18 protein-coding genes and 1 pseudogene are annotated in these 25,478 nt (G+C 38.7%); 1 reads left to right on the top strand and 18 read right to left on the bottom strand.

Features of this window, described 5'->3' with window-relative positions:
* Positions 1-115 precede the first annotated feature (115 nt).
* The 9 genes and pseudogenes from BLR54_RS12875 to BLR54_RS12835 form a co-directional block, all read right to left on the bottom strand.
* Entirely contained in the window at positions 116-448 is a 333-nt protein-coding gene (locus BLR54_RS12875; RefSeq protein ID WP_090421722.1) for a hypothetical protein, read from the bottom strand.
* 11 nt (positions 449-459) lie between these two features.
* The gene (locus BLR54_RS12870) at positions 460-1,227 is read right to left on the bottom strand and encodes a hypothetical protein (RefSeq protein ID WP_090421720.1); all 768 of its coding nucleotides are present in this window, start codon (positions 1,225-1,227) and stop codon (positions 460-462) included.
* A gap of 167 nt (positions 1,228-1,394) precedes the next feature.
* Positions 1,395-1,976, bottom strand: a pseudogene (locus BLR54_RS12865) (T7SS effector LXG polymorphic toxin); the annotation flags it as partial.
* A 27-nt stretch (positions 1,977-2,003) separates the two neighbouring features.
* The gene (locus BLR54_RS12860; RefSeq protein WP_090421716.1) at positions 2,004-2,219 is read right to left on the bottom strand and encodes a hypothetical protein; all 216 of its coding nucleotides are present in this window, start codon (positions 2,217-2,219) and stop codon (positions 2,004-2,006) included.
* 57 nt (positions 2,220-2,276) lie between these two features.
* The gene (locus BLR54_RS12855) at positions 2,277-3,425 is read right to left on the bottom strand and encodes a GGDEF domain-containing protein (RefSeq protein WP_090421714.1); all 1,149 of its coding nucleotides are present in this window, start codon (positions 3,423-3,425) and stop codon (positions 2,277-2,279) included.
* Between the two features lie 129 nt (positions 3,426-3,554).
* A complete protein-coding gene (gene sstT / locus BLR54_RS12850; RefSeq protein ID WP_090421711.1) occupies positions 3,555-4,808 on the bottom strand; it encodes a serine/threonine transporter SstT in 1,254 nt (417 codons plus the stop codon).
* 189 nt (positions 4,809-4,997) lie between these two features.
* Positions 4,998-6,560: an ABC-F family ATP-binding cassette domain-containing protein gene (locus BLR54_RS12845; protein WP_090421709.1), complete on the bottom strand. Its 1,563-nt coding sequence runs from the start codon at positions 6,558-6,560 to the stop codon at positions 4,998-5,000.
* Between the two features lie 98 nt (positions 6,561-6,658).
* Positions 6,659-7,381: a hypothetical protein gene (locus BLR54_RS12840; protein WP_207645286.1), complete on the bottom strand. Its 723-nt coding sequence runs from the start codon at positions 7,379-7,381 to the stop codon at positions 6,659-6,661.
* Positions 7,378-7,839, bottom strand: a complete 462-nt coding sequence (locus BLR54_RS12835; RefSeq protein ID WP_090421707.1) for a LytTR family DNA-binding domain-containing protein — start codon at positions 7,837-7,839, stop codon at positions 7,378-7,380. Before BLR54_RS12835 ends, BLR54_RS12840 begins: the two co-directional genes overlap by 4 nt.
* Positions 7,840-8,458: 619 nt before the next feature.
* Here BLR54_RS12835 and BLR54_RS12830 point away from each other — a divergent pair.
* Positions 8,459-8,944, top strand: a complete 486-nt coding sequence (locus BLR54_RS12830) for a hypothetical protein (protein ID WP_090421706.1) — start codon at positions 8,459-8,461, stop codon at positions 8,942-8,944.
* Here BLR54_RS12830 and BLR54_RS12825 read toward each other — a convergent pair.
* The 9 genes from BLR54_RS12825 to BLR54_RS12785 all read right to left on the bottom strand — a co-directional run bounded on the left by BLR54_RS12825 (position 8,941) and on the right by BLR54_RS12785 (position 25,467).
* Positions 8,941-10,479: a PP2C family protein-serine/threonine phosphatase gene (locus BLR54_RS12825; RefSeq protein WP_090421704.1), complete on the bottom strand. Its 1,539-nt coding sequence runs from the start codon at positions 10,477-10,479 to the stop codon at positions 8,941-8,943. The two genes, BLR54_RS12830 and BLR54_RS12825, sit on opposite strands and share 4 nt — an antisense overlap.
* Before the next feature lie 28 nt (positions 10,480-10,507).
* Positions 10,508-12,040 carry a PP2C family protein-serine/threonine phosphatase gene (locus BLR54_RS12820; RefSeq protein ID WP_090421702.1) on the bottom strand — a complete coding sequence of 511 codons (1,533 nt, stop codon included), beginning with the start codon at positions 12,038-12,040 and terminating at the stop codon, positions 10,508-10,510.
* Positions 12,041-12,058: 18 nt separating this feature from the next.
* The gene (locus tag BLR54_RS12815; protein ID WP_090421701.1) at positions 12,059-14,401 is read right to left on the bottom strand and encodes a hypothetical protein; all 2,343 of its coding nucleotides are present in this window, start codon (positions 14,399-14,401) and stop codon (positions 12,059-12,061) included.
* Positions 14,402-14,417: 16 nt separating this feature from the next.
* A complete protein-coding gene (locus BLR54_RS12810; protein ID WP_090421699.1) occupies positions 14,418-14,819 on the bottom strand; it encodes an ATP-binding protein in 402 nt (133 codons plus the stop codon).
* 76 nt (positions 14,820-14,895) lie between these two features.
* On the bottom strand, positions 14,896-17,661 hold the full coding sequence (locus BLR54_RS12805; protein WP_090421697.1) for a hypothetical protein: 2,766 nt from the start codon (positions 17,659-17,661) through the stop codon (positions 14,896-14,898).
* Positions 17,662-17,704: 43 nt separating this feature from the next.
* The gene (locus BLR54_RS12800; protein ID WP_090421695.1) at positions 17,705-18,916 is read right to left on the bottom strand and encodes a hypothetical protein; all 1,212 of its coding nucleotides are present in this window, start codon (positions 18,914-18,916) and stop codon (positions 17,705-17,707) included.
* A 56-nt stretch (positions 18,917-18,972) separates the two neighbouring features.
* Positions 18,973-19,473 (bottom strand): hypothetical protein, encoded by a 501-nt coding sequence (locus BLR54_RS12795; protein ID WP_090421694.1) that lies wholly within the window; start codon positions 19,471-19,473, stop codon positions 18,973-18,975.
* The gene (locus BLR54_RS12790; RefSeq protein WP_090421692.1) at positions 19,470-20,222 is read right to left on the bottom strand and encodes a hypothetical protein; all 753 of its coding nucleotides are present in this window, start codon (positions 20,220-20,222) and stop codon (positions 19,470-19,472) included. Before BLR54_RS12790 ends, BLR54_RS12795 begins: the two co-directional genes overlap by 4 nt.
* 31 nt (positions 20,223-20,253) lie before the next feature.
* Entirely contained in the window at positions 20,254-25,467 is a 5,214-nt protein-coding gene (locus BLR54_RS12785; RefSeq protein WP_090421690.1) for a hypothetical protein, read from the bottom strand.
* Between the last annotated feature and the right edge of the window lie 11 nt (positions 25,468-25,478).

Below are 25,478 nucleotides of genomic sequence, written 5' to 3'. Positions count from 1 at the left end.
CCTCTCACTGATTATCATACGCTACCCCCGTCATCGTATTTACGAATTGTCTATGCAATTATTATATACTACACTAAAATGACGTACAATAATAAAATTATTCATTTGTTAAGGATTACTTTGATACCTGTGATGTTCGAAGTTCTTTAGTGTGCCAAAATAACTCTATATCATCATTACTTGGCTCAACCCATAATCTTTCACAAAAATACCCCAACTGGCGTAGATTCATATCTTTAACATATTTGAATGAATCACTTCTTCCCCAAGAGGCATCCGTTTCATATTTTACAAATGTACACATAATAAAGGAAAGTTTACATATTTCTTGTTCCGATATTTCTATATATACATTCACTTCATCTCCAAAAAAATGGCAGCTAAAGTCTAGTACTTTTGCATCATATATATCTATATTTGACGGTATTTTATTTTTCTCATTCATCATTAGTCACCTTCTCAATCCATAACCTGGGTATTATCAGTGATTTTCAGTTGATACCCACGAGGATAATATATACCATCTATAAACTCATCACCATCAAGAACAGACACTTCAATGTAATTTTCCTCCAATCTAACATCTACTAGTTTTTCCGATGAATACCCACTATCCTTCAGCATCTTGCTCACATTTGTCTCATCATTAACGTCATAGTTCAGCATTATTTTCCATTTATCATTTTCTTTTTCAAATATATAGAACTCAATCAGCGAATATATACGAGTGCCACGGGTATAATAAGCAATTAAGATTTCTTCGCATCCATCACCATTTATATCCTTGAATTGGATATATTCAGCACCATTCCAAGCCATATCATTTCTATTTTGCGTTTGGAATGTCATTTTATTATTTTCATAAAAGATATATTTTACGTGAGAAGATTCCTCAGTTTTTCTTTTTATTGTAATTTCCCCTTCGAAGGAAGAAGTATTATAGCCGTCTGCAAATGACGTAACTTCCCCTGTTTTACCGTATGCGATATCAAAAAAAGGAGCAAATTTGTCCTCAGTAGTTGATACATTATCACAATAAACAGCATCTAATATCAAAAAATCTGTATTTGGGTTAACATCATCTACAGATTTAGTCATATTCTCAGCTTGATTATCCGTTTCGTCCGCCTCAGATATTTCAGGTTCCTCAGCCTGATAGATATTACTGGAACAGCCATTTATCAAAAGCATCGTCAAAGCTGCCATCACTAGTATCTTAGATTTCATTGTATTTATGTTTTACTCCTTAATTACTACACTCGAGGAATTGTTATACCAACTTTTCTTATCGTGATTATATACTATTAAACTAGAAGATTCATATTGCTTAGCACTAGATGATTCATTGTGTATTCTTCCATAATCTTCATCCGTATAGAATAAATTTCCATCAACTAAATATATCTCGCTACATTGATCAACTTCATACTATCAATGTAAGCAGATTCTTCCATGTCATATTTTATAAAAGCTTGCTTAACACTATGAATGAATCCAGCATCTAAATCATCACCTCCGCAAAGATGTGATAGTGCTTCCTTGGCAGGTTTTGAATATGGTTTTGAATATGGTCTTGAAAAGTTGTACACATTACCATGATTTCTGTTCAAATCATCAACTACAGACTCAAAGAAATCAGAATATGACACAAGTTCTCGATAGATAGACCTCAATTCAGCTTCTGCTTCATTTAGATGTTCTAAATCAATTCTAGCATTAGGCGCTGAATCTACCTTTTCTGCAAAAGAAGTTACAGCATGCCTATACATTTCAAGTAACTTTTTCTGCATTTCTAGCTGCGAATTGATAAATCCTTTCTCTACAGTATTTACAAATTCTTTTGACGCGTCAGCTTCATCACCTTGGAAACTATCATTGTTTACGAAATTATCAAATTTTAAAAGCACAACATCAGCCTGGGATTTATAGTTTTTAAAGCAGCTTTCTATATCTGTTATAACACTATTCATTTCCTCGGTGCTAAAATATTTATCTTCCCATAGTTACACTTCCTTCACTTGAATATTTTCTGCTACAATTTCATCCACATTTTTAAGAGAATCTTTTAATGTGTTCAACGCTACAGGAAGAACTTCTCCAACATGATTATGATGATGTGCAGATGATTCACATAGGGCATTAAGATAATTAGCCAGCTTGTTTCCAGAGTTACATGCTCTAGTGTTTTTTAGATACCCTCGACCGCAAAAGATGAACAACTAAAGCTGTCCATCCTTTTGGGTCATCTCCCGGTCACAAAAGTTGGGTAGCTGAAGCTACCCATCCTTTTGGACCATGTGGTGTTCTTGTTTTTGGTTGTACATTAGTGAGTCGATGTGTTCCGTGAATTCCGATAGGGTGGTTTTTCTGTTGTGGTTGTAGATTTCATAGCCGCAGCTTACATCCACATTTTCATCCCAGCCATTTTTTTGTCGGACCTTAGCTATTCGCTCTCGAACTCGTTCTATCATTAACTCAATCTCTATTCGTGATACATTGTCAGTGATAACACAGAATTCATCACCACCAAATCGTCCGATTGCTACCGCATCATCAAAAGTAAATGCAATTATGTCAGCAACTGCTTTGATGGCCTTGTCACCTTCCTCATGTCCAAAGGTATCATTTATGGTTTTAAAATTGTCTATATCCATCATGATAGCAGCAAAGTCTTTTCCAAAATTCTGGGCATTTTTAATTTTTTCTTCCATTTTAATATCCAAGCCACGTCGATTTAGAACGCCAGATAGATAGTCAACGTTAACGTCATTGCTTTGGAAGAAGAAAAATAGAATTAAGCATCCCAAGGAAATTCCGCCGTAAGTTGTATCTATACTAGACAGGAAAACCTGGAGCACAGCACCAATCAACGCAAATATTGGTAAGAATAAAATCATATTCTTGTACTCACTCATAAAATCCTTCCTAAACACCACGGCGTAAATAAGAAGCAGAACTATAAATATCATTACCATAATGGCACGAACCATAAAGAACTCGCCGCGGTAATAAACATTATTTTCAAAGTAATAAAACCATCTCAGATTTAAAATATTAGATACAGTTACAAGAATAATATTTATAAGGGCAAATGCCTGGAAAGCTGCCCTAAAATAATCGCGAGGCTTGCTATTTTTATTGGCCATCCAGCAATCTACATAGCTCACCGCGAATAGAATATCTACCGGATCTAAAAGGAAAATCATGTAATAGCCTATTTGTGCAAGGAAAAGATATTTATCAGGGTGTAACTCGCCAATACGACCTATGGATTCTGAAAAGAGTAAAACGAGCGTACAAACTAGAATTGCAGAGTATTTTCTACCAGACTGCAACCTTGAGGTTTTGTTCTGAAAAATCAAAAGAAGAATCAAAAGAAACGATGTGAAAAAATTTAGTATGACCCAACCAGGTACTTCTATCATTCTTTACCTCTAAACTAACTGATGATATATTCCCCCATGATTGGTTCCATTTTAGCACCATATATTTACGAAATTGTGTCCTAGAGAAATAACAACCCCCAACCAATTAAACTTGGTTGGGGGAATTTTTTAGATATCTACTTTTGTTGTACCGCCTAGGAAGGTTGGAAGAGATTTTCCAGCGCGCTTCCACTGTGAGTACTCAGCTGTGGCTGCAAACATAACATCACCTGATGAGTTAAGTGCTGTCTCCACAGAATCCTGAACAACTCCGATGATGAAGCCAACTGCTACAACCTGCATGGCTACGTCTGCGTTTACACCGAAGAGTGAGCAAGCCATAGGAATCAAAAGAAGTGAACCGCCAGCAACACCTGATGCTCCGCAAGCTCCAAGAGTAGCGATGAAAGCAAGGATTAAAGCTGTCACAAAGCTTACCTGGATTCCAACAGTGTTTGCCGCTGCAAGTGACATAACAGCGATTGTGATAGCAGCTCCATCCATATTGATGGTTGCACCAAGAGGAATAGATACTGCGTACATTTCCTTATCCATACCAAGCTTCTCGCAAAGCTCCATGTTTACAGGAATGTTTGCTGCTGAGCTTCTTGTGAAGAAGGCTGTCAAACCAGATTCCTTCAGGCATCTGAATACAAGTGGATATGGATTTCTTCTAAGGATGATTGCTGCAAGAAGTGGATCAACCACAAGTGCTACAGTGAGCATACATCCAACTAAGAGAGCAAGAAGCTTTCCATAATCTGTAAAGATTGAAAGTCCGTTTGTTGAAACATTCTCATAAACAAGGCCCATGATTCCAAATGGAGCAAGATTGATAATCCACTTAACGGCAAGTGAAGCAATGTTTGAGAGATCCTCAAGAAGCTTCTTTGTTGAATCACTAGCTACTCTCTTTGCAGCAAGACCCATAACAACTGCCCAGAAAAGAATACCAATATATCTTCCTTCAACGATAGCGCCAACTGGGTTTGCCACCATGTTTATAAGAAGATTTGAAAGAACCTCTCCTACACCTGTAGGAACAACATCTGACTCAGCTGCCTGGCTAAGAACAAGTGTCTGAGGGAATAAGAAGCTACCTACAACTGCAACTACAGAAGCAAGAAGTGTACTTGCCATATATAGAGCAATAACTGTCACAAATCTTCTGTCCAACTTGTCATTTCCCTGTGCAAGAGAAGATATAACAAGAACAAATACAAGCACTGGTGCAACAGCCTTTAAGGCTCCAACGAAAATGCTTCCTAAAAGTGCAACCACACTCAAGTTACTGAATGCTACACCAAGGACAGCACCTATAACCAAACCACATAGAATTCTTACAATTAGACTTACGCTATTGTACGCTTTAACTAGTTTCATACTAATCTCCCTAAAATATTATTTGCATTGCACGGACATTTGTCTTTCCACACAAGACATTATAGATGGTATTTTAACGCTTTATCGAGTTAAAGTAAATAGTGATTTAACAATTTCTCATATTTTTTTATTTCAAAAAAGCCTTCACACAAAAGTGCAAAGGCTTATCTTTATACTATTTAATTTAAACTAAATCTTTAAGCTATGGCCGCTAAAATCCCACACATCTGTGGCAAGGCCCTCATAAAACTCTGGCTCATGGCAAACCATAAGGATGCTTCCATTGTATTCCTTAAGGGCACGTTTAAGCTCCTCCTTAGCCTCCACGTCTAAGTGGTTTGTAGGCTCATCCAAAAGAAGAAGATTTGTCTCGCGATTTAGAAGCTTGCAAAGTCTGACCTTGGCTTGCTCTCCTCCGGAAAGTACACGGCAAAGACTTTCGATATGCTTTGTGGTAAGACCACATTTTGCAAGAGCTGAACGAACCTCATTCTGATTATAGGAAGGAAACTCGTTCCAGATTTCCTCAATACAGGTGGTGGAAATATGCTGATCCATCTCTTGCTCAAAATATCCAATCTCCAAAAACTCTCCCTGATATACAGTTCCCTCAAGTGGTGGAATGAGACCAAGAATACTCTTGAGAAGAGTGGTCTTTCCAATACCGTTTGCACCAACAAGAGCAATCTTCTGCTTGCGCTGCATTTCAAGGTTAAGAGGCTTTGTAAGAGGCTCATTCTTGTCGTAGCCAATTACCAAATTCTTTGTTGAAAAGATTACACGGCTAGGTGTGCGTGCCTCCTTGAAATAAAACTCTGGCTTTGGCTTTGTGGCAGCAAGCTCAATCACATCCATCTTATCCAGCTTCTTCTGGCGAGACATGGCCATATTTCTTGTAGCCACATTAGCCTTGTTTCTAGCAACGAAATCCTTCAGCTCAGCAATCTCCTTTTGCTGTCTGTTGTAGGCTGCTTCCAGCTGGCTTTGCTTCATAGCATAAACCTCCTGGAACTTGTCATAGTCACCCACGTAGCGATTAAGCTGCTTGTTGTCCATATGATAAATCAGGTTAATTACTGAATTGAGGAATGGCACATCATGAGAAATCAAGATAAAAGCATTCTCGTATTCATTTAAGTATCTCTTCAACCATTCGATATGCTCTACATCCAAATAATTGGTAGGCTCGTCCAAAAGAAGAATGTCTGGCTTTTCAAGTAAAAGCTTTGCCATAAGCACCTTTGTACGCTGACCGCCAGAAAGTTCTGTAACATCTCTATCAAGCCCAAGCTCCAACACACCAAGAGCTCTTGCAACCTCTTCTACCTTGGCATCAATCATATAGAAATCATGCATAGTCAAAAGATCTGCGATAGTGCCTGCCTCTTCCATGCGCTTGTTCATTTCATCATCGTCAGTGACCTCTCCAAGGCTGGCATAGATATCATTCATCTCCTGTTCCATCTCGTAAAGGAAATCGAAGGCACTATGTAAAACCGAACCGATGGTCATTCCCTTTTCAAGGACAGTGTGCTGGTCCAAATAACCAACTCGCACCTTTTTGCTCCACTCAATCTTACCCTCGTCAGGCTGAAGCTTTCCAGTGATGATGTTCATGAAGGTGGATTTACCTTCACCGTTGGCACCAACAAGACCAATGTGCTCTCCCTTTAAAAGTCTGAAGGATACATCCTCAAAAATAGCTCTATCTCCAAATCCGTGAGATAAATGTTCAACATTTAAAATACTCATAAAAATCTTCCATTCTAAAAACTAATTAAAACCTAGAAAGGATGATTAGCATTGCTAACCATCCTCCCGAAAGACATTGTAACATATTCAATTGAAAATTACTCGAAATAAATATCTGTCTGTCCAAGACCATTGTCGATATCAAGGGAAAGCAGTGGACTTGCTTCATCATGGGAATACTCGCCATGAGTGTTAATAGCCCCAAGGCCATTATCGATATTCATCTTTACTCTGAATTCCTTTGGAATAAATACCTTCAAGCTTCCAAGGCCATTGTCGATGCTAATGAAAGCACCGGCTGGATCAAGGGTTGAACCATTAAGATAAACTGTAAGGCTACCAAGTGCATTATCAATATCACCACGACGAAGATTCTTTACTGTAACGTACTCTGTTCTCTCTCCCAGATTGTTATCTACACAAAAGGTGCCCTCTGCTTCTGAGTATTCCACTGTTGAATTACCTCCGCAATGCTTATTCCAATTATGACTCTCTTTACCTCCAATAACCTTTACCGCTGGATGGTGACCAAAAATCAAGGTAAGACCAATACCTACCAGCACTGATACAAGGATGATGATAGCTGGTGAAACCTTATCAATTCCAAGCTCTGTACTAAACAGACAAGCAATAAGTCCAAGTGGGAAGGTGATTCCTACAAACTGTAGCTTTCTCAAAGAGCAAGCGATAACATAAACCAAAATGGCAGACATACCAATCTTTATAATTGGCAACTCTGGGAATACTCCCAATTTATCCATAAATAATGCTACTGCAAAAAGTATAAGCACTAAACCTGCTACGACTTGTTTTCCTTTCATCTCTTTAACCTCTTTTCTTCCATTATTTCAATAAGTGCCTTAATGTAGTTTCTTGAAGCAAATGCCTTTTTGTTTGAATTGCTAAAAGATATCTCACTTGCACCAGTTATATTTTTCTTTATTGCGGATATCTGTATCGTATTTACGATAGTTGACTTGGATACCCTGATAAAATCTCGCGGAAGAAGTTCTTCCAGCTCGTATAGCTTTTGCCTGGTTTTGTAAATCTCCTTTGAAGTATGGATCAAAATATAATTACCATCAGCCTCCATAAAGATTATGGACTTGAGCTCAAGGAAATGTTCCACATCATTTTGAAAAGCTGATATCCTGAGAGAACCAGATGATTTGCCGGCCAAGCTTTTTTGAAGCTCTAATATTTCATCACTCAGTTCCCTGCAATGAATCGTAATGTAATCCTGCTCCAAAGAGTCATCTACATCAATCGTGATTTTCAACCCCTTGCCCTCCTTGTGATTATAGTAAAACACACTCCCCCACAAACCTCAACACTTTGGGACAAGAGGTAAAAAAATGAACGTAACACGTAACTTCTGCCCCCTGCCAGGATAATCTTTGCAGCCCCGCAAGTGCCCTGCCCAATGCCCTGTCTCTAGCATGATTGGATATGAATTTTGCATTTTCTTAATGCTACAAACGAGCTTTTAGTAGGTGTCTTTTATTTGGTGTTGCACTTTGAAGCTACTGTATGAATCACGCAGACACTTGTAATACTCACTAATTCTCTTATCAGCTATATACAGATTAAGTGTCTTCATGCTCCATTCACCAAGTGGAATTAAGAAAATGAGTTTTGTATGTATAGTCACCGTGCTCAATGTCAACGTCCTGTTGCAAATCGCACTTGTGCCGCCGTCCATGGCGGCACATGCCTATACATTTCAAAACTCATTTTCTATTCCACTAGGTTCATTCCAAAATCAGACACTTAATTCTGTATATAGTCTGATAGAGAATTATTTATATATAGAGTGTGTCTGCGTGATACATACTGTAGTGCACAAAGTGCAATGAATATAAAAGACTTGTTCCGAGGTCCTGTGCTATACTAGGGGTATGAGTAGGGAATTTAACGAGGCTTTGGGGAATTTCATTACGGATTTTGCTGGTGGAGGTGCAGTGCGCCATTTGGCGGATCAGGGGCTTACTGTGTCCGAGATAATGGGTAAGCTGGATTATCCGCTTCCAAAAGAGAAGGTGGCGGAGATTGTGTGGCAGCACTACATAAATACTGGTGTAGTGTGCCTTGAAGAGCCTGGGGGTACGGTCGAGAAGGTTTCCTACGTAAAGGAGCAGGATAGCTTTGGCAAAACCAGCATGCGACGTGTGGTTGAAAAGATTGATATGTCTGATGTGAAGTATGTAAAGGTGGATTTTGGTAAAAGGCTTTATCAGAATCCTGAGGGATTAAAAAAATCCCTAGCAGAATTATCTGCCAAGGATTGTGATTACGTATTAGACCTGCCATGGCCTCTGCAGGAGGTTTTCCATATAAAAGATGACAGGATGAAACGTATTTGTAAAACTCTAAATATCAATTAATCCTGCTTGCCATTGTAGGTTAGGCATAGCATTGTAATATCATCATTCTGTCCTGCATCTTTTACAAAATCGTAAATTGATTTAAGGACTAGTTCGATTGCTTCTTGTGGTGTGGCATCCAGAGCCGTATTTAACGTATCCTCCAGACTTTCTTTGCTATAAAGCATCTCATTTGCATCCATTGCCTCAGTAACACCATCTGTATAAACAAATAAACTATCCCCAGGATTCAGCTTGAAAGTGCGAGCGTGATATTCCATATCCGGAAGCATGGCCACAGCCAAATCGTGAGGGTATGAAACCAGTTGATAACTCTCACCGGCTCGTCTAATGACAGGGTTTAGGTGTCCTGCATTCACCTCTACGCCTTCTCCAGTGTTTAGATCTATAATTCCAACCCATACAGTAATGAAAAGATCTGCAATATTACCTTCGCACAGTTGGTTATTTACCTCGTAAAAAATCTTTGAAAGACTATCTCCAGCTTGTATTCTGTTCCTAATCAGGGTACGACTGTTCATCATAAAAAGCGCAGCTGGAATTCCCTTGCCAGACACATCTGCAATTACAAGAGCCAAGTGGTTATCATCCACCATAAAGAAATCGTAGAAATCACCTCCTACTTCCTTTGCAGGCTTCATTATGGCGTATAAATCAAATTCTTTTCTGTCCGGTAAATAAGGGAATGTCTTAGGGAGCACATTTTCCTGTATTGATGACGCAATGGAAATCTCACGCTCTGACACAGCAAGTTCTCGCCCTTGAGTAACATTCAAGGCACAGTACATAAAAAGAGTGATTACCATTGTGGTAATTGGCGTTAGAGAAAGGCCTCTCACCCATATGGAGATTACGCCTACCAAAATTGGAGCCAAGGCGTATAGAAAAACTGCTATAAGCTGTATAGGCTTAAACTGCTTTCTTTCGGCTACAATGACAGATAAAGACAAAATCATTATGACGACAAAGTATACTTTTGAAAGAGAATAATATGGTCCTCTGGAATAGATTCCCATTTCATCTATAGTAAAATAATAACCGTATTTTACATTTAGGATTCGCACAATGATTGTCACAATAAATCCTGCTGCAACAAACTTATTAATAGTAATCAGCTTCTTGTTTCTGACCTTTAGATAGTTCATAGTATAATGCCAAAACAGCACAGCATTTGCAGGAATTGTAATATAGTAAAGCACTGTGACAAAAATATTGTGCATGCGATATTCAGGTACACCATCAGAAATATATTCAACGGCATCTGTGAAAAGACCAATATAGGTAATTACAATAATTGCCATAAGATACTTAATGGTCTTCCCTTTTTTTTGCTTGTCCAAATATAGTCCCACAAGGATTATATATCCTACCAGCATTCCAAATATATCCAAGGTTATGTTTATGATATAAAGAGGATTCAGTACATCAAAGCCTCTCTTGTTGGCAAGCTGAGACACAAAAATAGCAAGCCCTAAAAATAGGACTGTCCTAGCTACAGTATTCAATACTTCTTTTCTAGATGAATACTCTTGCATTGCCCCCTCCAAACAAACATCTCAGCTATTATGAGCCATAATAAGTCATAGCTAACATTGTAATATCATCAAACTGTTCTACATCCTTGGCAAAGGAGTGAATAGCCTCCAATACATTTTGAATAGATTCTTTAGGTGAAGAATTAGGCTTGTCATTAAGTACTGAGGCTAACCGCTCCTTTGTAAACAGCTCATCCTCATCATTTATTGCTTCTGTAACTCCATCCGTATATACGAATATACTATCACCAGGATATAGCTGAAAATCACGTTCCTTAAAGGTCTGCCCCTCAAACAAAGCCACCGCCAAATCATGATGGTAAATCACAAATTCGTACTGGCCATTGGCACGCTTTAAAAGTGGATGCTCATGTCCTGCATTAACAGCTACGCCTTTACCTGTTGACAGCTCTATTATTCCAATCCAAAGGGTTACAAACAAATCAGCCACATTACCTTCGCAAAGCTGATTGTTTACATCCTCTAATATATCTGACAGTCTATCTCCAGCCATAACTCTGTTTTTAATAAGAGTTCTACTGTTCATCATAAATAGTGCCGCAGGAATTCCCTTTCCAGACACATCTGCTATTACAAGAGCCAGATGATTATCATCCACCATAAAGAAATCGTAGAAATCTCCACCAACATCCTTTGCAGGCTTCATGACAGCATATATATCAAATTCCTTCCGTTCTGGTAAATAAGGAAAAACCTTTGGTAACACGTTTTCCTGTATAGATGAAGCTATACTTATTTCCTTATCTGCCACAACCTTCGAAACGCCTTGTGTTACATTCAAAGCGCAATACATTAGCAAAATAGAAAGCATTGCAGACGAAGGGTTCAAGGATAACCCAAAGGCTGTAATGGTGAGCCCAGACGCTATTAATGGACCGGATGCATAAACAAAAAATGCAAAGATTTGTAAAGGCTTTAGCTGTTTTCTCTCAACCACGACCACTATAAGTGATAGAAAAATCAGGCACAGAGAATATACCATTGACAGCTCATTCCAAGGACTTCTTATATAAGTTCCATTACTATCAACAGTAAAATAAAAACCGAACTTCAAATTAAGGAATATCAGTAACAGACTTATAGCATAAAAAATATTAACCAAAATATTTGCTAGATAAATGCGTCTGTTCTTAACCTTCAAATAAGTAAGAGTATATTTCCAAAAGAAAATCGCTCCGGTTATTAATGAAATATAATAAACCGTATTTATCACGTAATTAGTGATTATAAAATCCGGCTCATCCTGTACAATCCAAGCAATAGCATCGGCAAAGGCTGCCATATAGGTCGAGATAATAAGACCATTCAAATAATGGGCATTCAATCCATTTTTCTGTCTATCCACGTACAAACCTAACAACAATACATATCCCGTAAGCATGCTAGCGATGTCAGCGCTGATACTGATGACATGATAAGGATTAGCCCCCTTCAACCCGCTTTGAAACGCAAGGGCAGGGACTACCAAAGCAACGCACAAGAATAGCGCTGTTCTAATAGTTGTGCTCCATATAATTTTTTTTACTGAAGCCTCTCCCATACGTTCCTCCAAGCCTGGCTACACTGTTGCCACCTTATTTGCTGCAACCTCATTCGCAGGAGCTCCCTGTTTTTCATTCTTCTTAGGGTCCTGCTGAAGATTCTTATTATCAGTCCCCATCTCTTTTTCCTTTTGGGCCGCCAATCCTGTAACTATCGATTCTCTTATAGTTTTAGGAGTCTTAAATGAGCTATTGTAAACAACATCTAAAACGTCTTTCAAATTGTCACTTTTAAACAAGGTATCCTTGTTGGCTTCCTTAACCTGCTGAACAATCTCCTTATAGGCCTGACTGCCCTTATCTCCAAAATACTTTATGAGAGTGTTTACCTCTTCCGATCTAATCATGTCTGCATTAAATGATGTACCATCCACCATTTTTGACAGCTTATCTGAAAAAGCTACATTTACCTTTTGTTCAATCAATCTATCAGTAATAAATTGCTTATCCTCAGGAGAAATCCTTGCATTAGGATCACTCTTGTATGACTTGACCAACTCAGAAATTTTTTCATTTAACAATCTTGTTGGTTCATTAAGATTTTTTATGGCCTTTACAAACTTTTCCTGTGGCATTCCTGCACTTAATTCTCTCATAGCCATTAATGTACATTCACCCTTTGAATTCTCCACGCCTCCATTTCTGAAGAAATGCTCTATAGTCTTATTTAATACCTCAGACTTCTTATCATTGGAACTGATTCGCAAATTTCCGTAATGCCCTATATCATTTAAAATCTTCTCTTGCGCCTTCGTTACCTTAGAAGGTGTCTTTGTAAGGTTGGAAATAGTGGATATTGCGTTTCCAACACCATAATTATCTGCTATCAAAAGGTATACCGTTTTGAAATCATTAAAATCGTGATATGCAATTTCAGAAACCTTTTCTGGGAACTCCTCCTTTAATGAAATATTCTTTTCGGCTGTGTAGGTAGCCTTATCCTCCAACCAAACCTTGAAATCTGGCAAGTTATTACTCTTAATCTTGTTTTTATCCCTGACTATGCCTGATTCATTTCTTTCAAACAAAATTTTGTCTGGATTGTTATTGGTCTCGTCAAAAACATGATAGCGCTCTACTATAGAATTACGACGCGCTTCTTTGGCTGCACTGGTATCGTTGTTAAATAAAGCAGCCTGTTTATCCTTACAGGTTTTGATTTTAAATGGACCCCAGTTGAAAAAAGTTCTTCTAAACCAAGAATGACTTGAAACCTCTCTATTTGAAGCAAGTGTTAAATCTGCCTTCACCTCCATTAGGGTTCCATGCATTTTTCCATTCTTGTCCATATAGCGCACTGTTGTCTCCACATGATGTTCACCACTGAATAAGGCCTTCAAGCATTCTCTAGCATATACCTTATCATTTGCAAATTTTCCCATTTGATCATTAACCTGGTTCCCACAGTAATCCTTCAGGGATACTCCATCAATGAACACCTGACTGGATATGTCATCATTTAATGGTTTATCCATGTTACTAAACAGATGTGGAAATACTCCAGTAAACATAGTGTATGCTTGATCATTTTGATCCAAATCAGCAGCAGTATAATTCCAACTTGAATGAGGACGGAATTTCAACTCGGGCTCTGGAGGATTTTTTTCACCATTCACCATGGCCATTCTATACCCATATATTTGCTCCATTGCCTGAGCACCTACAATTGTAGCCAGAGGGCCTGCAAACTGCGGATTTCCACTATTGATTTGATTGTAGATAGCTATGTTTGCTTCGCTGTTTTCATTGCCCAAGCTTTCATCATATCCATTTTTCCTTAATAAATAATGGATAATAGCATCCTTTGTCCTCGTTCCATACTCCTCATTTATATACTCCTTATACCTTTCCTGTGGGGATAGACGAGACAATCTATTTAAATAATACTCTTCATTTTCCTTTGCCCTTGTAGAGCTAAGCTGATTAACTTTTGCGTAGAGAACAGTTTTGATTACATCGTTCTCACTTGATGTCAAACCGTTGGGCTGGACTTCAGTATTATCCTGTCCTGATAGGCATGAAAAATTAAAATTTCTATAATCCAAATTGCGAAGCCGTTCATAATACTGATCCAAAGTATCTTCTCTAGCTGCCTGGTCCTGGTTTATGTAATTCATGCCATTTTGAAAGCCATTATCTTCTGCAATATTAGACAAAGAAATATCATCAGCCATAGCCCATGCAAAAGGTGCAACCTCTCTTAAATCGGTTTTAAAGCTCCGATAATTACGCTGGGCATCTTCTTTAACCTCTTCAGCCATTGGGCCTACAGAATTACAAAATGTTCCAAGAACTCGTCTAAGATTATCTGTTAAGTTAGAATTTGCTCTTTCATTTAAATACTCGTTAATAAATGGCATATATACCCCCTAATCATTAAAAGTATTTCTTTATAGTCAAGACGTTCTTTCTATCCCTATACTCATATGAAACTTCGTCCATACTCTCCTTCACAATATAGATTCCCAGGCCTCCTAACTGGTTGCTTTCTGCAGCGGCTTCCACATCAGGGTCTTCTTTTTCTAGAGGATTGAAAGGCTCTCCTTGATCCATAAATTCAATTAGCCCTCGCTCTGGTGAAATATCCATACGAATTGACACTTGTCCCTTGTTTTCCCCATAGGCATAATGGGAGATATTTGAAAAAATCTCTTCCACAGCAACATCAAGCTGCAGCTGTGCCTTCATAGGACAGTCTACAGCTTCCAGCTGCTCATCCAAGATTGATACCAATCTCTCTACATTTTCAATTGATGCATCAATCCGTATTTCCTTCACTACCTAATTCCTTTCAAAGGTTCCTTATACTTAAATATGAAACATTTTTTGCTCACAAAACCAGACCCAATAGTATCTACAAATTAGGAGCTTGTATATTAGGCTGATTAATAATATTGTTATTGGCTGGTGCTTCCACAGCTGCCTCTGGTTTGTGCTTGTTCATCTCATCTATTAAAAGATTTGGATTTTTTAACGCAATATTGCATAGCTTTGCACAATCACCAGTGGTTTTCACACTATCCATCATAGCTTTAAAGGATTCATTCTTCAGAAGCTTCCCGTATCCCTTCGCTATAGCATTATCATCTACATCTTTTATAGATATTTTCATATCTGGATTTTTACCTAATGCTTTTTTCGCCTGAGATAACAAAATCAACTTGGCAATTCTACTTTCAACACGATCCTTATAAGATGCAAAATCACCATTAGCATTGTCACTTATTAACAAATCTTTAGTACCACTAATATGTGTGTCAATGTATGTCTTAACCTCAGGATACAGCTTACTAAGGGTCTCATCTGCCTTTGCATCTTCCTTCTCGTGAAGCTTTTCTGTAGCCTCTTGATGCAAATCCTCTACAGCAACTTTTTGACTTACAATAGACTGGCTAAAATCCATACTTTCTGGTATATCAACCAGTGTATCTAGTTTTTCCTTTGCGAAAACCTGTAAAGTCTGAGATAGAGTTTTTCTTTTAACTCCATTGTCCCAAAATGCTGCAAAGGTCTGAGCATTTATCTTATCCTCATACTGCTTTGACGTATCTCCCAGATATCTAAAAGCTTCACATATCTCCTTAGGGGAGTCATTTATAGTTAATTCATCTACCTTTCTCAAGGCTGTAAGCATATTCTCAAATGAACTAGAATTTTTTTCTCTTCCCCTAGCAAGTGTCTCTAACTGTTCCAGATAAACTGATACTTGGCCCTTAATTTCATTAAAGCCTCTTTCATATTCGTTGATTTTCGCTACTTCCTGACTAAGGGTTGATTCTCGTAATTCATCGTTAGGCAAAGAGCCAAGAATACCATCTATATCAGATAAAATACCATAGCCTTCCATAAGGTCTGTTTTGATATTTTCTGCACTTGTTAAATAGAATCTTCTTTCTGCCTTTGTAAGACCATCTGTAGCATTCTTTATATAATCGTTTTTAAGTTCGGTCTCATCATGATTATTTAGAACACTTTCAAATCTTTCATGCATTTCCTTCAAGGCTGCTATATTTCTAGCAAGATTGCTATCTGCTAGTAAATTATTTGCATATCGTTTGCTGAAGGTATAGTCTTTCTTGACAGCATCAAAGTCCTTACCTGTGTTAACCCTACCTTCACGAATATCCTTTGCCTTCTGTTCCAATCTCTGACCATATTCTATTTGTCTTTCAAAATACAATTCATTAGTTGCCTTTTGTAATGCTACTGCGTCAATACCCCCAGGATTAGTTACCACTGACATGGCATCCTCAAACTGTTGACGTACGCCACCTCCATTAGGATAAGCTGCAGTCAGTTGCTCTTTCATCTCTAGATATTCCAACAGGAAAACCCGATAATTACCTGAATCTCGTGCCTCTTCTAATAATCCATTTATATACTCTACTGGATTATTCATTTTTTCCGTACGAATAGAGTTTTGATTTTGTCTTTCTAAAGCTATGCTTTTATCAATATACTTACTAATTTCATCGAAATGTTTAATGTTATTAATGGCTACACCACAACAGGTCTTTGCCGCAGGAGATGCCTCCGGAGAATTTGCAGCATTAACAAATGCTATTACCTTATTAGCAAGCTCCTTCTTTTGAACAGCCGAATCCACTCTGGTGTAATAACATTCTTCCTTTAAAGCATATAACTGAGATTTAAAGGCAGATAGCTGCTCTTTTGTTTTGGCAGAACCATATTCCTCCTGTCGACGTACTTCTGCCTCTATTGAACCGATTACTCCGATAATATATGCATCATCTCTATCCCATCCATTTTCTAGGGCCTGCTTTTCTCCTCGGATAATGCCAATGTATGGATCAACATGTCGATCCCCACTTCCTCTACCAAAAAGGTGAGCTAAGCTGTTACCAAAATGAGCTGGTGCTCTATTTGGAGGATTGTCATAAAACTCTTTAAGTCTCTCGTATTGAACAAGAAGATTAGAGTGGGCCTCATACATTTCATCCCGTAAGCGATTCTCAATCATTTCGCTCTTCTCAGGCTCCATTCCCCACTCCTGATGGTAATATTCACACCTAGCTTCGTTTGCTATAGCATGTAAAAAATCGAGGCTCGCTTCATAAAGAGGTACTCCCAACTGAGCTTTTAAATCCTTTGAGCTTACTCCTTTTGGAACCACCAATTCTGCATAACGGCCCATCAATGATGGAACATATGGCGAAGTAAAAAATAATTGGGTAACATTTCCATTGGTTGGTGTGTATATATCTGCTAAATCCTCATAGAACTGTACCATCCTAGGGTCATTACGCTTTTTTGCCTGCTCTCTTATTGCATTTCCTGCCTTAACAAACCCTCTTTCTGCAACACTAATGCCCTCTGAACCAGGAATTCCTGCAATAATTGGCCTAGAAGAATCAAGAAATACAACCCCTGATTTAGCATCGTCGTATTGGTTTATATTTCTCATGACGGCCGTCCTTGCCTCTAACTCTTCATGAGAAATCGTCGCAATATCTTGTCCTGCACCAAGTGAATTCAGTTGAAAAATCTCTTCATCGTTGAATGTACCATCTGGTAATTGTGATATTAGAAGATTAGTTAAATAGGTTTTATAATTTGCACAAACTGCATCGCTTAACCAAGCATCAATTTTCTCAGGCATAAGCAATACCTCTCTTTCTTAGGCTAACCAATCCATAAAAGATTTACATATTAGGTAAATTTGGTGCTTTAAGCTGATTTGAATCTATCTCAAGGGATTTTTGCTTGCTCTTTTCTACATTGGCATCAATCTTTGAGATATTTTCATCTCTCTTGGCCAACTCATTATACAAACCATTACCATTGTCTTCATTTACAAGTGTTCTGACCTTTTCCATATCTTCTGGAGATTTAATAGAATCAGCTAAGCTCTTGAAGGCTTTACTACTCTCTCTATATACTTTTACATTCTTATTAAACTCTGATTTGTATTCTTTGCTAGATAATGCTCCAGGATTATTTTTTTCTGCAACTTCCATTTCCTTCAGCATACATAATTTTGACAGACGATTTAAAAAGAGCTCTTTTCCTTTTACAAAATCACTATGCTCTTTATTAATAAATGATAATTCGTTATCTCTCTGTTCCTTATTCCAGTCAAAGAATGCCTTCTGCTCCGGGGTGTACTCTGGCTGCTTTTTATTCTTGTCAGCAGATTTTTGTTTTAACTCGCTATCCTTTACCTCTGGAGCTTTTACCTTTTCTTTCTCCTTTGCTTTTGACTTTTCAAGTTCTTTCTCAGACTTTTTTGAATCTTCCTTTTCCTTTTGTTCTGCCTTCTTCTCCCCTACCTTCTTTGCTTCTTCTCTTGATTTCTTAAAATACTGATAACTCTTTACAGCATAAGAAGCTCCTTTGACTACAGCAGAAAAAAGAGAAAAAATAACCAGTGGAGCTACCACAACGGTATAACCTATAAGTGAGCCTACTAATGCACCAACACCAAACCCTACAGCTGGCAAAAGACCTCTGTCAAAAAGTCTTGGTGGTTTCTTGCCTGCTCTTCTATATGCATCCTCACGTTCTTGCTTTTTTCTTTTCTTTTCTTCCTTTTTTTCTCTTGCCGCCTTTTCTTTGGCAATTTTAGCTTTTTCTTTCTCAAGCTTTTCTTCTGCTTTTCTAAGAGCGGCTTCATCCTTTTCTTTCTTTCTCAGTTCTTTAAGCTCTTTATCAAGTTCCTCTTTAGTTTTTTGTTTAAGAGCTTCTCCCTTTACCTGATTGTTCGCTTCTTCCTTTTTTTCTTCGTCTTTTTTTTCTTCCTCGTCATTAGAAATAGCATTTATATCATTAATATTCACTTCTACATTGTTTTCTTCTACATTTTTTTCTTCCACCTTATTCTCTTTTACATTGTTCTCTTGACCTTTACTTGGCATAGCTCTACCTCCATTTATATAAACAAGCTATCGCACTGATATTATTAACACCTAATTTATTCTTCCTTAGGTGCATAGTAACGTTTTATTTTTCCTCCTGAAGTTTTTTCCAGCTTTGACAGTGCATGCTTTATTGATAATCCTGCAAGAGGCGCTCTTCCACAGTATGCCGAAAGTACCAGCTCATTATGTGAAGCTTCGATTTCTTCCTCGTTAACTGGTACCTCTTCTAACACCAGCACCACCGGTCGAAAGAAAACATGTCTAACTAACGCACTGGCACTATCAGGAGCCTCTTCCAGCTTTAAAAGTCTTCCAATATCCTTCATCGCCTCTGTAGCCTTATATATCGTTTGTGTGTTGCTGGTATATTCAGACTCCATCAAATAGGCTTTTTTCTTCACCCCGAGAACCATGGTTGCACCAGCTCCATCACCTACTCCCCAAAGAGTAATTCTAAAATCTGGTCCCACTGCAAGCCTTTTGTCATCTGTTAATACCAAATTGTTTAATAGAACCTTTTTTATTTCATGCTTTCTCTCTTTTGAATCATTCATTTTGCCGCCGCCTTTTTTATTGTGATATTTCCATTATCATCCGAAACTGCAACAAGCTTTATTTCTTGCTGAAGGGTTTCATTTTTTAAAACCAGTTCCAGCTGTTCCTGGTCAGCCAAATGATTTACACGATAGTAATGACTGCCGTTATCATCCATGCCTGGTGTCACAGTATAATCATCCTCAGGTACTTCTTTACCTTCAAAGGCTGCATTATACAACGACCACTCTCCTCCATTTGGAAGATATACATAGTTTTCTTTGATGTAGTAAGGCTCGTCTGTGTCTTCTGCTCCAAGTATTCCCTCTGATACCCTTTCATCAACCTGAACCAGCTTGGCCACAAAGCCTTTTTCTCCAGCAGCCACCACCACATCTAAATATAGGGTGGCTACTGGGTAATCAAGTTCGTTAATTCTTCTTACTTTTGTAAGCTTTATTGTTTCATAGCCAGATTTTACAGGAGCAATTGTTATGGTCAGCTTAGCATCACTTGAAGCTTTCACCTTATACTCAATTGGAGAATCCTCTAACTCCTGGTATTCCCATGGAACATCTGCAGACTTAGAGCCATCTACTGTGATTTTTAGTCCCCCATCCTTTAACTCCTTTGACTTAACAGGATAGCCTTCATCATAGTAGGTTTTAGGAGTTGCCTGATCTGTAATTAATAACACAGCAATCACTATCAGAGCTAATACTCCTACTCCAATCAGTATTAATTTCTCCTTTCCAATCTGTTTCAACATATTTTTCTCCTAACCTATCTCCTTGATAATATTATGGATCTGTTGGGTCGGTACCACCGCTACTTGGGTCAGTACCTCCACCACTTGGGTCGGTGCCTCCACCGCTTGGATCAGTACCTCCACCGCTTGGATCAGTACCTCCACCACTTGGGTCCGTGCCGCCACCGCTTGGATCGGTGCCTCCACCACTTGGGTCGGTACCACCGCTACTTGGATCGGTACCTCCGCCACTTGGGGTTGTGCCGCCAGAGCTTCCACTATTATTATTCTTCTTTTGTTCCTGAATAAGCTCCTCGTTATTCTTCTTAAGCTGCTCCACAACATTATTAAGATTTCCTGTATCCTTTGGATAAACAGTAAGTGTAATCACATCAATAATGGAAGGATTAGCCTTTGAAGCCACTTCAATATTGTAGGTCTGTGGATCACCTGTGGTATTGTCAGGCCCTAACAGATAGAAGCCTGTTCCTGTAAGCTCCTTAATTACCGCTCCGGTCATTTCTGTCTTTGTGCCATTAACAACCCAATAAGCCTTTGCAGTAAATCCTGTTCCATCTGCAACAGTAACAGTCACGTTGACCTTTTCACCGCTCTTCATTACAGCACCAGCCTGATGATTTGATACAGTCTGGGCTGCATTATTATTGATTGAGAAGTAAGTGGTCATTACTACTTCCTTAATAAATATTGTTCCACCAGCGGCCTGAGTAAATACTTGATTTACAGCTCTGTTAAACATGGCATCTCCCAAACCAAGGCTTCCGCTTATATTGCTAATAGCCCAGTTTGCATTGCCGCTTTCGTCGTAAGGAAGAATTTGTATAGATAATAATTCCTTACATTCTGGCAGGAAGAGTCTAACCCTTGTATCCGAACCAGTCTTAAAGATATGCTCTCCTCCCTGAATGTATTGCTTAATATCTCCAATTGTCCTGTTTCTGGTAGCACCTGCCTGGTCGTAGTAATTGAATATCATCTGAACTGGTGCCTGAGTACCACTTTCGCCTGTGGCCACTGCTCCAGTTGTTGTAAAGATAATATCTAGAGGATTTAATGCACGGTCCCCTATCATTCCCTGAGCAGAAACCTGTTTTTCTATAATCGAATTGGTTATAGCATAAGGCACTAAAACACCACCTTCGGATACATCTCCAATGCTATAAACACCAAGTCTAGTTAAATCATTTGAAACTAATTCACCTGTAGCCTCATCCTTTGTCTTTGATGAATAGCTATTGTTTGTAATTACTGCACCTTCAATTGTCGCCTCTATGCCACCAAAGCTACCGATTCTGTAGCCGGTAATTTCTGTAACGTAAGGAATATTGAAGGTTACCTCAGCCATCATGCCAGGATATATTTTGCCAATTCCCACATCTGTTAAATAAACATATGGTGAATAGTATTCCTGTGCTCCACTATCAAGAGAAGAACGATATTTGAATGCAACTGCTATATCATTTTCCTCTGAGAACAAGTGAGATTCTTGTGTAGCTGCACCAAAGGACAAATAGGCCACCTGCTCACGAGGCTCCGCCGCACTAGTGAAGTTGTTTGGTTTTACAGTGACACCAAATAATGCAGATGAGTTATTAAAGCTTAAATAATAATTATTTACAACAACACCATCTCTTACCTGCTGCACTACCGCAGAATCAAAGCCCATTCGCTCATTATTACAGCTTACTGTAAGGCTATTTAAGGTTGCCATGCCAGAGGCTCTAACTCCCGAAGCCATATAACAAGCTTTCTCTGTTCCACTGGACATAGGAACAAAGGAACCTCTCATTTGCTGTGGCTTAGAGAAGGTCATAGCATACTGAACTGCGTAATTAACTGGAGTTCCAGCAATATCTCTTGAACTAGCTGTAGGATAAAGATAAATGTTTAAGGTATCCTCTTCGCCATCAGGAATACGAGTAACAGGAGATACCCATGAATCATCCTCTGACCATACCAACTGATTTTCAGTGAAATCAATTTTTAAGGTCTCCAGCTCTCCAGCTGGAAGGAACATTGACAGCTTGTTCTTATCTGTTTCCATCTTACAGATTGGTTGTGTCTGTAAATCTCTGTAATATTCGTTGTCAGCTGTCAGCTGAACAGGACCATCGTTGATGACCTGAGATATGGCCACATCTCCAATAACCCATTGAGCTGGCTTGTTGTTTCGACTCATGGCAAGAAGGGTCATACTCTTAATTGTCTGCAGATTCGGAATTGCAGGAAGAATAAATCGGTCTGTGTGATTTGGTCGAAGCATCCACTCTGGGTCCGAAACTGTGGTCATATTCTTATAATATTTTGCTGAAGAATCATTAGGATCTGTAGGAGCTTCGAAGGATATGGCGGTCTTGTCCATGTACATTGCCATACGCTTTATAACATCAAAAGTTATTGTCTGAGGCTGACCACTAGTATCCAAATAAACAAGCTCGCAGCTAACAGAACCCTCTACCTGCTTGTAGTCCTCCATCTCCCAAGGAAGGGTCATAATCTCGCATAAAAGATTTACTACATGACGCTGGGCAGAAACTGTATAGCGGCTTGCCAACTCAGACATCATTCTGCCCTCTCTACCCTTAATTGAAGAATTCTCAGCTTCATCATGGTAGTCAATTCCAATCCAGCCAACATTGTCAATAATGTACTGCATTGCAGCTCCACCATTTGAATCCTCTGTGACTGTGATTTGAGAAATATTTAATTTATCAAAAATTTCACTATCTGAAGAAATATCCTCTGGAATAATTCGAATTCCAGTTAATACGCCATAATCTCTGTTTACAGAAATAGTGAAATTCTCATTTACACCTGCTCTAAAACCATCAGCTGACAATTGCTGATTAGCAAGTACTACTGCCGAATTACCATTCTTAAACATCAATTGGAAGAAGAACTGGTTTGTAGAACCCGAATCTCCATTCTCATTTGAAACATCAGAATCTTCTGCAACACTAACTGTTACATCATAGGTCTTTTGACTTTTAACAAAGCCAAGATTCATCTGTGTCTGCTCGTAGGTCATTGAGTATCGCATTGAAGAATAATCTAATTCCTCACCTGCAGTACCTCTTCCAGTTTTCACATTCCAATCCATGCTATCATTTGCATTAAACAAATGCGTGATTCCAAGTGGGAATGGTGGAATGTCAGATTTTTCCATTGTTCTGACAATCATAAATGGAGAATTATCACCCTGGGCAGATATTGGACGAAGATATATTCTTCTAGGGCCAATATTATTTACAAAAGCAACAGACACACCATTTATCTGCCACTCATCTTCACTTTCTCCATCAAGGCTAATCTCAACATTTTCAATGCCTGTAACATCTGGTAGCTCTATTGGAAACTCAATGGTTCCACCTACGTCCGTCTCATAATAATATGCAAAGTTACCCTTAGGATCTGTAATAGATGGCCAATAGCCTAATAGCTCCTGGACTTCTTTCTTTGCATCAAATTTAGCTGTCTTTTGAGAAACACCACCAGCTGTAGAATAAGTTAATCTCACAGAAACACTATTCTTTGTAGCTGCATTTTCCATAGTGTCTGTATGAAGACGAATCATGAAATTGCCATAGGCTTGAGCAGCTATAAGTGGGTCTTGAGTATTGTATTTCTTCATTCCCACCTTCTCACTGGTATTACCATTTATACGCATACCATTCTTATTTTGAACGGTATAATACATAAATGGTGCTGGCTCTGAAAAGCTAAAGGCTGTCGTTAGCGCTTGATATTCTTTTCCTGTCTGACTATCAACACCATTATTAATGTTGGACATACGACAGGTTCCTTTATAAAGGGACATGCCTGACAAGAATAATGCATCCGAATCAAGTGCGCTAATCACCTCGGCTGAAATCTCACTTGTTGGTCGAATACCGCCTTCTTTTTCTATGGCTTGTCTTGCTGTTGTTCCTGCATATAGCTTTGAAGTTACAATAGAATCGAACTCGGGAAGACATGCTGTAAAGGCAATAGTATCTCCACGTTGGCATAGTCCAGCTGTTTGTACGTTATCACCTAGCTGCTTGCTCTGCCCCACCACCGACAGCAATACCGGCATGGTAACATTTCTTGTCCAACCATTTTTATCCTTATATTCTATTTGAACTGCCAAATCCTCGACCAAACCATTGGCTGGATCCAAGTCACTGGCAGAATTTTTTATTAATGTTTCAAGACCTGAATCTTTCTTATCTAATACGTCTATACGAATTGAGTAAAGATCATCGAAAGGAGAGTCTGTTTCCTTCTGATCTGAAGCCTTTACTTCCTTGAGTCCAAAGTACGCTGAATCTTCTCCACCTATACTGAGCAAAGTATCTCCATTTGCCGTAAGGGTAAGTGTACCCTTTTTCTTACTTTCTAGTTCAGCAATCTTCTTTTTACCGATTCCAAAGAAATACTTTCCTGAATAGAATCCATATTCACCGTATCCGGCGAAGGATGTTACCTGGCTGACAGACATACCTTGGACTGTCCAAGAACCTCCAGCCATAAACACATCTATACTTTCAACTGAAGCTAGGCCAAATTCTGACTTAAATAAATATTCGTCTACAGACCATACGCTAAGAGGGACTGGGCCTGATGGTTCATTTATTTCATAGCCCATACTTCTGAGAATCTCGTGGCGCTTTGTTACTGTTCCGTTCTCTCCACCCTTAGCTGCCATGTAGTCATAGCTCACCTTATAGGCATCCAGGTGAGGGAAGATGTATTTTGTACGCCTACTACCATATGTATCAATATATCGCACAGCAAAATAGTGAACAGTCTCTCCAGGCTTAATACCTGTGGCAACGGTCAAGGTATAGAGATTATCTTCTGCAGGATTTGATTTTGTTTCTGAAATCATTTCCTCCACGGAAGGAGCAGGAAGAGTTGGGTCAGAGCTACCGTTTAAGGTAGGTGTTTCCCAAGTGATAGTCTGAATTATATTTTCATCACTTCCTGTACCAGCTTCGTTTTCTTCCGTACTTCCTGGTTCATTATTTCCTGCTTCATCTTCTGAATTGACATTATTTTCCCCATTCATGAAAATATCATTAAGACTTGGCTGTCCCTCCGGAGAATCCTGATTAGTATTATTTGTAGGGGTTTCATTATTTTCTTCAGCATAGACCTTAGACATTGGAAGAGAACATGCCAACAAGACTATTGCAACGGTAGTTGCCAATAGTCTCTTAAATGGACTTCTCTTTAATTTGTCTGTAAACCCCTTATAACTCATAGATAAAATCT

The sequence above is a fragment of the Pseudobutyrivibrio sp. YE44 genome, from assembly GCF_900104335.1.
In the GTDB taxonomy this organism is placed as follows: Bacteria; Bacillota; Clostridia; order Lachnospirales; family Lachnospiraceae; genus Pseudobutyrivibrio.
The sequence above is the reverse complement of the archived record's forward strand: the minus strand, read 5'-3'. Positions and strand labels throughout refer to the sequence as shown.

Bases quoted from the DNA above. Each gene is read 5' to 3' on its own strand.
- BLR54_RS12785 (WP_090421690.1), bottom strand. From the start codon at position 25,467: ATGAGTTATAAGGGGTTTACAGACAAATTAAAGAGAAGTCCATTTAAG.
- BLR54_RS12800 (WP_090421695.1), bottom strand. From the start codon at position 18,916: ATGCCAAGTAAAGGTCAAGAGAACAATGTAAAAGAGAATAAGGTGGAA.
- BLR54_RS12875 (WP_090421722.1), bottom strand. From the start codon at position 448: ATGATGAATGAGAAAAATAAAATACCGTCAAATATAGATATATATGAT.
- BLR54_RS12815 (WP_090421701.1), bottom strand. From the start codon at position 14,401: ATGCCATTTATTAACGAGTATTTAAATGAAAGAGCAAATTCTAACTTA.
- sstT (WP_090421711.1), bottom strand. From the start codon at position 4,808: ATGAAACTAGTTAAAGCGTACAATAGCGTAAGTCTAATTGTAAGAATT.
- BLR54_RS12855 (WP_090421714.1), bottom strand. From the start codon at position 3,425: ATGATAGAAGTACCTGGTTGGGTCATACTAAATTTTTTCACATCGTTT.
- BLR54_RS12830 (WP_090421706.1), top strand. From the start codon at position 8,459: ATGAGTAGGGAATTTAACGAGGCTTTGGGGAATTTCATTACGGATTTT.
- BLR54_RS12790 (WP_090421692.1), bottom strand. From the start codon at position 20,222: ATGTTGAAACAGATTGGAAAGGAGAAATTAATACTGATTGGAGTAGGA.
- BLR54_RS12820 (WP_090421702.1), bottom strand. From the start codon at position 12,040: ATGGGAGAGGCTTCAGTAAAAAAAATTATATGGAGCACAACTATTAGA.
- BLR54_RS12805 (WP_090421697.1), bottom strand. From the start codon at position 17,661: ATGCCTGAGAAAATTGATGCTTGGTTAAGCGATGCAGTTTGTGCAAAT.
- BLR54_RS12795 (WP_090421694.1), bottom strand. From the start codon at position 19,473: ATGAATGATTCAAAAGAGAGAAAGCATGAAATAAAAAAGGTTCTATTA.
- BLR54_RS12840 (WP_207645286.1), bottom strand. From the start codon at position 7,381: ATGAAAGGAAAACAAGTCGTAGCAGGTTTAGTGCTTATACTTTTTGCA.
- BLR54_RS12845 (WP_090421709.1), bottom strand. From the start codon at position 6,560: ATGAGTATTTTAAATGTTGAACATTTATCTCACGGATTTGGAGATAGA.
- BLR54_RS12825 (WP_090421704.1), bottom strand. From the start codon at position 10,479: ATGCAAGAGTATTCATCTAGAAAAGAAGTATTGAATACTGTAGCTAGG.
- BLR54_RS12870 (WP_090421720.1), bottom strand. From the start codon at position 1,227: ATGAAATCTAAGATACTAGTGATGGCAGCTTTGACGATGCTTTTGATA.